Genomic DNA, 7,840 nt, shown 5'->3' on the forward strand with positions numbered 1-7,840 from the left:
CCTCAGCCGACGAGCCGGTGGCCGTCCCGGGTGCCACCCTTGGGCCGCTCCCACCAGCCGAATCGCCGGGCCCCCTCCTCGTACGCCTCCTTGAGCTTCTTCGAGGATCGCGGCGTGCTGTCGGCGGGGTCGGTCTCCGCGTAATTGACCAGGCGCAGCGTGAGCGGGTCCATGGACAGGGTGTGGGCCAGCTCGTCCATCGCGGAGCCGAGCGCCCAGGTGCCGGGGCCGTCGATGGGCGAGCGCATGAAGGACGACAGATTGACGTTGCCACGCCGCACCCGCTGGCTCGTGGAGATGTTCGGGCAGGCGTACAGCACTTTGGAAGGCACGGAGCCGAACTCCACGTGGTCGTCGGTGACGGCCGTGACGTTGTCGACCTCGTGGACGATCGCCTGCAGCTCGCCGCTCTCGTCGGCGCCCAGGGACACACGGTGTTCCATCAGCGGCTGGTAGCCGACGATGCTGTACATGTCCTGGCGGGTGAGCACCAGCTTCACCGGGCGACCGACTGCCTTGGCTGCCATGGCGGTGAGAATCTCGTGCGGCCAGACGAAGGCCTTGGTCCCGTAGCCCCCGCCGGTATGAGGGGCGATCATCCGCACCTCGTCGGCCGCGACGCCGAAGGCGGCGGCAAGGGTGTCCTGCACCGCGTAGACGTGCCGCACCGAGTCGTGGACGGTGAGCCGGCCGTCATGCCACTCGGCGACGATCGCGCTCGGCTCCATCGGGTTGCCGTGCCGGGACGGCTGTGTGGAGGTGCCCGCCGCTCGCACGGGCGCCCGCGCGAGCGCCCCGGCCGCGTCGCCCTTGCGGAACTCGAGGTCGCTGAGCATCCCGTACCCGCTCTCCGGCGACGGCGGTACGGCCACAGCCGTGTCCGGGTCGATGAACGGCTCCCGCTCGTAAAACACCCGTACGTACGTCGCGGCACCCTCGGCCGCTTCCAGGGACTCGGCCAGCACCATCGCCACCGGCTGTCCCCAGTAGTGCACGACGTCGGACTGCATGGGCAGGAAACGGGTCGCGAGCGGAGGACTCGGCAGCGCCGCGAACGCCTCGTCGACGGCCGGTAGCTCCGTCAGCACCTGGACGACGCCCGGCTCCCGTTGCGCCTCGTCGACGTCGTAGCCGCTGACCCGGCCGGCGGAGATGGTCGCACCCACCAGGACCGCGTACACCTGGCCGGCCGCGTTGTAGTCGGCCGCGTACTCCGCCGCTCCGGTGACCTTGGCAGGACCGTCCTGCCTCGTCGCACCACGAATACCGGTCATCACGCCTGCAGGGCCAGTTCGTGGGCACGCAGCGCCGTGTTGCGGGCGAGGGGGATCTTGTACGCGTTCGACGAGAGGGGGCGACTCGCGGCAAAGCCCGAACTGACGGCGTCCATCACCTCGGGGCTGCCGGGGCGCAGACCCACCAGCGCCTGTTCCGCGTCGTACAGCCGCCAGGGGCGCAGCGCCACGGAACCGAGGGCCAGCCGCGCGCGGGAGATCAGCCCGTCCCGGACCTCGACCGCGGCGGCGGTCGAGACGAGCGCGAACTCGTAACTCTCGCGCTCACGCACCTTGACGTCCGCCGACCGGGGCGCGGGCGGCCCCAGCTCAATCCCGGTGATCAGCTCGCCGGGCCGCAGCACGTTGTGCGCGGCCGGATCCTCGGCGGGCAGGGTGTGGAACTCTGCCGCCGGGATCCTGCGGCCGCCGTCCACGTGTTCGGTGATGATCTCCGCGTCCAGACAGGCGAGGGCGACGGCGGGGTCCGGAGGCTGTAAGGCCACGCGGTCCTCGGTCCCCTCGAAGACGGCCCGCCGCTCGTTGGCTCCGTGCAGCGCGGCACAACCGGAGCGGGGGACACGCTTGTTGCAGGCGACCGGACCGGTCGACCGGAAGTAGGGGCACCGGGTGCGCTGCACCGGGTTACCGCCGATGGTGGCCAGGTTCCGCAACTGCGCGGAGGCCGCCTTGAGGATGGCCTGGGACAGCACGGGGTACGACGCCTCGACGCGCAGGTCCTGGCCGACGTCGTTGAGCCGGGCCAGCGCGCCGATGTGCAGGCCGTCACCGCGCGACGTGATGTCCCGGAGCCCGGCGCAGCCTGGTCAGTGAGCGGCGTTCTCGGCGACGGGTGTCTGCTCGACCGCTGGACGTTGCGCGGGGGCGGGGGATCGCAGCAGGGCTGCGGCGAGGAGGAGGGAGACGACGATGAGGCACGCTCCGATACGGAAGGCGAGTTGGTATCCCCCTGCGAGTGCTGAGGCGGTGTTGGCCCCGTCACCCAGCAGGGCGTCCGTGTGCGCATCGGCCAGCGTGCTGAGGACCGCGAGACCGAAGGCGGCGCCGATCTGCTGCATGGTGTTGAACATGCCGGATGCGATCCCCGAGTCCTCGGGTGTGGCCGCCGACATTGCCAGCGTGGCCAGAGCCGGCATCGCGAGGCCGAATCCGATGCCGAGCGGCAGCAGTGCGGGCAGGATGTCCACGGCATAGCTTCCGTCCGCTGGTACGCGGCCGAGCACGCCGAGACTCGCCCCGATCAGCGCGAGCCCCGGGAGAAGTACGGTACGGGGCCCGAAGCGAGCGATGACCTTGGGGGAGAGGCCGAGGGACAGCGCACCGATGGCGACCGAGACCGGGAAGACGCCGAGGCCGGTGTGTATTTCGTCGAAACCGAGCACCTTCTGCAGGTAGAGGACGCACAAGAACTGGAAGCTGAACATCCCGGCCACCATGAGGGCCTGGATGCCCATCGCCCCCGAGACGTTGCGTGACCGGAACACGCGCAGCGGCAGCAGCGGACAGGTCGCCTTGGCCTGGCGAACGACGAACGCCAGGAGCAGAGACAGTGCCACGGCGCCGAAGCTCAGCGTGTGTGCCGTAGCCCAGCCGCGGTCGGTGGTCTCGACGATCGTGTAGACGCCGAGCATCAGCGCGGAGGTGACCAGGAGCGCGCCCAACACATCGCTCCCCTTGCCGATGCCGACACCCTGCTCGGACGCGAGCACGCGGCCGGCCGACACAGCGGCCACCATGCCGATCGGGACGTTGACGAAGAAGATCCAGTGCCAGCCGATGCTCTGCGTCAGGGCGCCGCCGGCGAGGAGGCCCAGCGAGCCGCCGGCGGACTGGACGAAGCTGTAGACGCCGATGGCCTTGGCCCGCTCCTGCGGCTGCGGGAACAGGGTCACGACCATGCCGAGCGTGACGGCGGAGGTCACCGCGCCGCCGATGCCCTGGACGAACCGGGAGGCGAGCAGCGTCGCCGGGTCCTGGGACACACCGCACAGCAGGGAGGCAGCGGTGAAAGTGCTCAGACCCGCGATGAAGACGCTCTTGCGCCCGATGAGGTCGCCGAGCCGTCCGGCAAGCAGCAGCAGGCCGCCGAAGGGGACCAGGTAGGCGTTGACCACCCACGCCAGGCTGGACGAGGAGAACCCGAGGCTGTGCTGGATGGACGGCAGCGCGACGCTCACGATGGTCCCGTCGAGGATGACCATCAGCTGCCCGGCACAGAGCACGGCCAGTGCCGCCCAACGCGATGTCTGTGCTGATGAGTTGGTTGTCCGCACGGGAACCCCTTCCAATAGTGCACGATTTGTTACAGCGCTCATCTTCTGTAACCATGACGCGCAGCGGAAGGAGGCACTTTCATGTCCCACAGTCACACCGATGTGTCCGACCAGGTCAGCAACGAGGCTTGCCCGATCACCGAGGTCCTCGACCACGTCGCGGGCAAGTGGAGCATCGGAATCCTCGTCGCCGCAGCACACGGACCAGTCCGGTTCACGGAGTTGGAACGCACCATCACAGGCATCAGCCGACGCATGCTCACCCTGAACCTGCGCAGGCTGGAACGCGACGGCTTGCTCGTCCGGACCGTCCACCCCACGGTGCCGCCCAAGGTGGAATACAGCCTCACACCCATGGCCCGCGAACTCCACGCGACCCTCACCGGGCTCGTCGGCTGGGCAGAACGCCACCGAGCCGACATCACCACCGCCCGCGCCACCTATGACGCAGCCACCGCATCGAGTCCCGACCCTCACGTGGGACCTGGCAGGCGTTGATGTACTGACAACTCGTAGATCTGCGGCGTCCGGGGCGTCGGTGGCAGAATGCCGCGATGGAGCTGATCTTGCACGCCGCCAGTGAACTGCTGGGTGCCGAGCTGTACGGCCCTGTGAACCTGGGTGGCAGCTCACGCAGCACGGTGCTGCGTTGTGAGACCGCCGACGGCGGCAGTGTGATCGTCAAGGCGTTCAACAACGACCCGGAGTCGCTGCGCTGCTTCACGGCTGAGGCCGCCGGACTGTCTCTCGGGATCGCCGGTCCCGAGGTTCTGGGCGTAGACCCCGAGGTTCCCTTGCTGGTGATGGCGGACCTTGGGAAGGCACCCACCCTGGCGGACGTCTTGCTCGGGAACGATCCGACCGTCGCGGAAAACGGGTTGCTGGCCTGGGCCCGTGGGCTCGGTGGACTGGCCGCCGAATCGGTGCACCGGCGCGGCGATCTCACGAGGTTGTGGTCCCGGTACGACAAGGGCATGCCGTCCTGGGAGGACGAGCCGTGGATCGCACGGAACGCTGCTGATCTGCTCGTGCTGCTCGACGGCGCCGGAATCGAAGCTCCACCGGGCCTTGCCGAGGAACTGTCCCGGATCGGGACAGCAGGTGGGGAGGAGTATCCGGCTTTCACCCCGGGTGACACCTGTCCCGACAACAACCTGCTGACTTCGGAGGGGTTGCGGCTGATCGACTTCGAGGCAGCCCGCTACCAGTCGGTGTTCCTGACGGCAGCGTACTGCCGGATGCCGTTCTCCAGTTGCTGGTGCGTCTTCACCCTGCCGGCCAGGATGGCCGCGGAGATGGAGCAGGCATATCGCGCGGAGGTCTTTGACGTGTACCCGGCACTGGCCGAGGACGAGGTGTGGCAGGCCGGCATGCGGCAGGCCATAGCGGTCTGGACGGTGGATGTGACGGTGAGGCTGCTGCCTCGGACCGTGGAGGACGGGCCGCTCCATCGGACTCGACGCCCGGCCCCGACCAGACGCCAGGTGCTGAGGCACCGCTGGGAGATGGCGAGCAGGCTGGAGGAGTTCCCAGCGCTCGCGGAGACGATGCGGTTGCTGTTGCGTGAGGTCGCCGGAGACTGGAAGGCAGCCCCGCTGCCGGGGTATCCGGCTTTCGGGCACCAAGGGGCGAGTGAATCGTCTCAGGCACCGGACCGGCCGACGTGGCGACTAGCGGCTGATGGTGCGTCGGGGCAGAACCTGCGGAGCGTCTGCCGATCTTGTTCCTGATGGCCCCGTCTCCATTGGGCGCCGCTGCACCGCCGGAGATCACCCACGGTGATCCGCATTCGGTGCCGGACGCGAGGCGTCACACGGGTCATCTGCTCCGCAGGTACGCTCCTGCGCGCGCGGCAGCCGCGGCGGCCTCGGCGGCCCGGTCCGCGGCGTCTTCGTCGAGGGGATCGCCGCTGGTCAGGAGGCGGTGGTAGAGGGGAGCGGAGACAGCGCGGATCACCTCATGGGTGTCGGTGTCTTCGGGGACCTCGCCCCGGTCGATGGCCTGCTGGACGCAGTGGGCCCACTCCTTGACGCGGATGTCGTAGAAGTGGTGCAGAGCCTGGGCCGTCTTCGCCTCGCAGGTGGCGGCGGCGATCACGGCCTTGAACAGTGCCCCCTGCCGCGGGTCGGCCAGGGTGCGCTGCACGAGCCGGGCATTGGCCTTGAGGTCGCCGAGCAACGAGCCGGTCTCCGTGCGCGGCAGTGACTGCTCGGCCATGTCCACCAGCAGGTCGGCCACCAAGCCGGTCACCGTTCCCCAGCGACGGTAGACGGTCGTCTTGCCCACTTCGGCACGGCGCGCGATGTCGGTGAGGTCCAAGTGGGCAAAGCCCCGCTCGGCCAGGGCGTCCCCGGCTGCCTGCAGCACGGCCGCCCGCACCCGCGCCGTGCGCCCTCCCGGCCGGACGCTTCCCGGCTCCGAACCCATAACAGGACCCCAGTTTCGTTAACTGCTTGCATCTGCTACCTTGAGGGACCATGTTAACGGAACTTCAGAACCGTTAGTTAGTCGGCTGAGAAGATCGGGGAGCGGCCATGGAATACAGGCGGCTGGGTGCATCCGGACTCAAGGTCCCCGCGCTGAGCTTCGGCGCCGGCACCTTCGGCGGCGAAGGACCGCTGTTCGGGGCCTGGGGCAACAGCGATGCGCAAGAGGCGCGCCGCCTCGTGGACGTCTGTCTGGAGGCCGGGATCACGATGTTCGACACCGCCGACGTGTACTCCGGCGGCGCGTCCGAGGTGGTGCTGGGCGAAGCGATCAAAGGCCGCAGGGACCAGGTGATCGTGTCCACCAAGACCAGCCTGCCGATGGGTGACGGCCCAGGCGATGCGGGCTCCTCCCGCTCCCGCCTGATCACCGCATGTGAGGACGCGCTGCGCCGGCTCGGCACCGACTACATCGACCTGTTCCAGTTGCACGCCTTCGACGCCGGCACGCCGATCGAGGAAACCCTGTCCACGCTCGACGATCTCGTGCGCGCAGGAAAGGTCCGTTACCTCGGGGTGTCCAACTTCTCCGGCTGGCAGGTGATGAAGTCCCTCGCGATCGCGGAGAGGTACGGCCACGCGCGCTACATCGCACATCAGGTCTACTACTCCCTTGTCGGCCGCGACTACGAGTGGGAACTGATGCCCCTCGGACTCGACCAGGGCCTCGGCGCGCTCGTCTGGAGCCCGCTCGGCTGGGGGCGGCTCACCGGCAAAGTCCGCCGCGACCAACCGCTGCCCGCCGGCAGCCGGCTGCACCAAACCGCCGACTACGGCCCGCCGGTCGATGACGAGCACCTCTACCGGGTGGTCGACGTCCTCGACGAGATCGCGCAGGAGACCGGCAAGGCCATCCCACAGATCGCCATCAACTGGCTGCTGCAACGGCCGACCGTCTCCTCCGTCATCATCGGCGCCCGCAATGAGGAGCAGCTTCGCCAGAATCTCGGTGCCGTCGGCTGGGCACTCACACCCGACCAGATGGCGAAACTCGACGCGGCGAGCAGGAAGACAGCGCCCTACCCATACTTCCCCTACCAGCGCCAGGAAGGCTTTGCCCGTCTCAACCCGCCAGTGGGCGACTTCACGCCTCCGACCGCTGCCTGAGGCCGGCGTCAGGCAGCTGGAGCGGGCAATCGCGCGTCCGCACTGCGCGTCAACTGCTCCTGGGAGCCGTTCGAGCCGCGGGAACCGCGCATGCTCGGACCCCGATTGTCCCCGCCGAACCGAGGGCGAGAGCACCGAGGACTGGGCTCTGCCGGCCACCTGGATGTGTCGTTTCCTTGGCCGTCGGGGTCACCGGGGAGACTGGGCTGGGGGCGGAGCTTGGGCCTGCTCAGGCGCCGACACGATGGTTCATGGTCAGCCGTTCCTGCACCAGTGCAGTCGGCACACTGAAGGAGCAGAGGAGCCCCGGTGCGCAAAAGAGACAGCAACGCTGATGGTCACGGCCAGCGGGCCGTAAACATCAGGTGGATACAGATCGTGCTGTTCGGAGTCGTTGTCCTGCTGGTCGGATTCCGTATCTGGGAGCGAGAGCACGGCGGTGGTTCGAACTCGATCGTGTTCGGGCCGATGGCCGGATCGGCACTCTCCATCGGCGCGCTGGAACGCTACCGGGCAAACGCCGCCAAGCGATCTCGGTGACTCACCTTCCAGCCGGCTCAGGCCGCCGCTGACACGGGCCGACCACCCCAGCGGTCCGAAGTGGGCCTCGATACGGCAGTTGGGGACTGCTCGTTCGAGCCTTTGTCGGTGTGTGGTTTCGCGTTGCGTCGGCGGTGGG

At 68.7% G+C, this 7,840-nt stretch carries 8 protein-coding genes; 4 read left to right on the forward strand and 4 right to left on the reverse strand.

Annotation, left to right across the window (positions count from 1 at the left end; all coding sequences use genetic code 11):
* Window positions 1-2: 2 nt before the first annotated feature.
* The 3 genes from R2S09_RS29455 to R2S09_RS29465 are packed head-to-tail and all read right to left on the reverse strand — an operon-like array spanning window position 3 to window position 3,610.
* Entirely contained in the window at window positions 3-1,274 is a 1,272-nt protein-coding gene (locus R2S09_RS29455) for a molybdopterin cofactor-binding domain-containing protein (protein WP_316744314.1), read from the reverse strand.
* On the reverse strand, window positions 1,274-2,077 hold the full coding sequence (locus R2S09_RS29460; RefSeq protein ID WP_316744331.1) for an FAD binding domain-containing protein: 804 nt from the start codon (window positions 2,075-2,077) through the stop codon (window positions 1,274-1,276). The genes R2S09_RS29455 and R2S09_RS29460 overlap by 1 nt, the downstream gene beginning before the upstream one ends.
* Before the next feature lie 24 nt (window positions 2,078-2,101).
* Window positions 2,102-3,610 carry an MFS transporter gene (locus R2S09_RS29465; protein WP_316744315.1) on the reverse strand — a complete coding sequence of 503 codons (1,509 nt, stop codon included), beginning with the start codon at window positions 3,608-3,610 and terminating at the stop codon, window positions 2,102-2,104.
* A gap of 39 nt (window positions 3,611-3,649) precedes the next feature.
* Here R2S09_RS29465 and R2S09_RS29470 point away from each other — a divergent pair, with 39 nt between their 5' ends.
* Window positions 3,650-4,066 carry a helix-turn-helix domain-containing protein gene (locus R2S09_RS29470; protein ID WP_316744316.1) on the forward strand — a complete coding sequence of 139 codons (417 nt, stop codon included), beginning with the start codon at window positions 3,650-3,652 and terminating at the stop codon, window positions 4,064-4,066.
* Window positions 4,067-4,122: 56 nt separating this feature from the next.
* A complete protein-coding gene (locus R2S09_RS29475) occupies window positions 4,123-5,298 on the forward strand; it encodes a hypothetical protein (RefSeq protein ID WP_306192651.1) in 1,176 nt (391 codons plus the stop codon).
* 88 nt (window positions 5,299-5,386) lie between these two features.
* Here R2S09_RS29475 and R2S09_RS29480 read toward each other — a convergent pair whose 3' ends face one another.
* Window positions 5,387-5,995, reverse strand: coding sequence for a TetR/AcrR family transcriptional regulator (locus tag R2S09_RS29480; RefSeq protein ID WP_306192652.1), 609 nt, complete (start codon window positions 5,993-5,995; stop codon window positions 5,387-5,389).
* Between the two features lie 107 nt (window positions 5,996-6,102).
* Between R2S09_RS29480 and R2S09_RS29485 the strand changes: the two genes are divergently transcribed.
* Together R2S09_RS29485 and R2S09_RS29490 are read left to right on the forward strand one after the other, a co-directional pair.
* A complete protein-coding gene (locus R2S09_RS29485) occupies window positions 6,103-7,161 on the forward strand; it encodes an aldo/keto reductase (protein ID WP_306192653.1) in 1,059 nt (352 codons plus the stop codon).
* A 309-nt stretch (window positions 7,162-7,470) separates the two neighbouring features.
* Window positions 7,471-7,701 (forward strand): hypothetical protein, encoded by a 231-nt coding sequence (locus R2S09_RS29490; RefSeq protein ID WP_316744319.1) that lies wholly within the window; start codon window positions 7,471-7,473, stop codon window positions 7,699-7,701.
* The last annotated feature ends 139 nt before the right edge of the window (window positions 7,702-7,840 follow it).

The organism is Streptomyces sp. MK7 (assembly GCF_032658145.1).
GTDB lineage: Bacteria > Actinomycetota > Actinomycetes > Streptomycetales > Streptomycetaceae > Streptomyces > Streptomyces spiralis.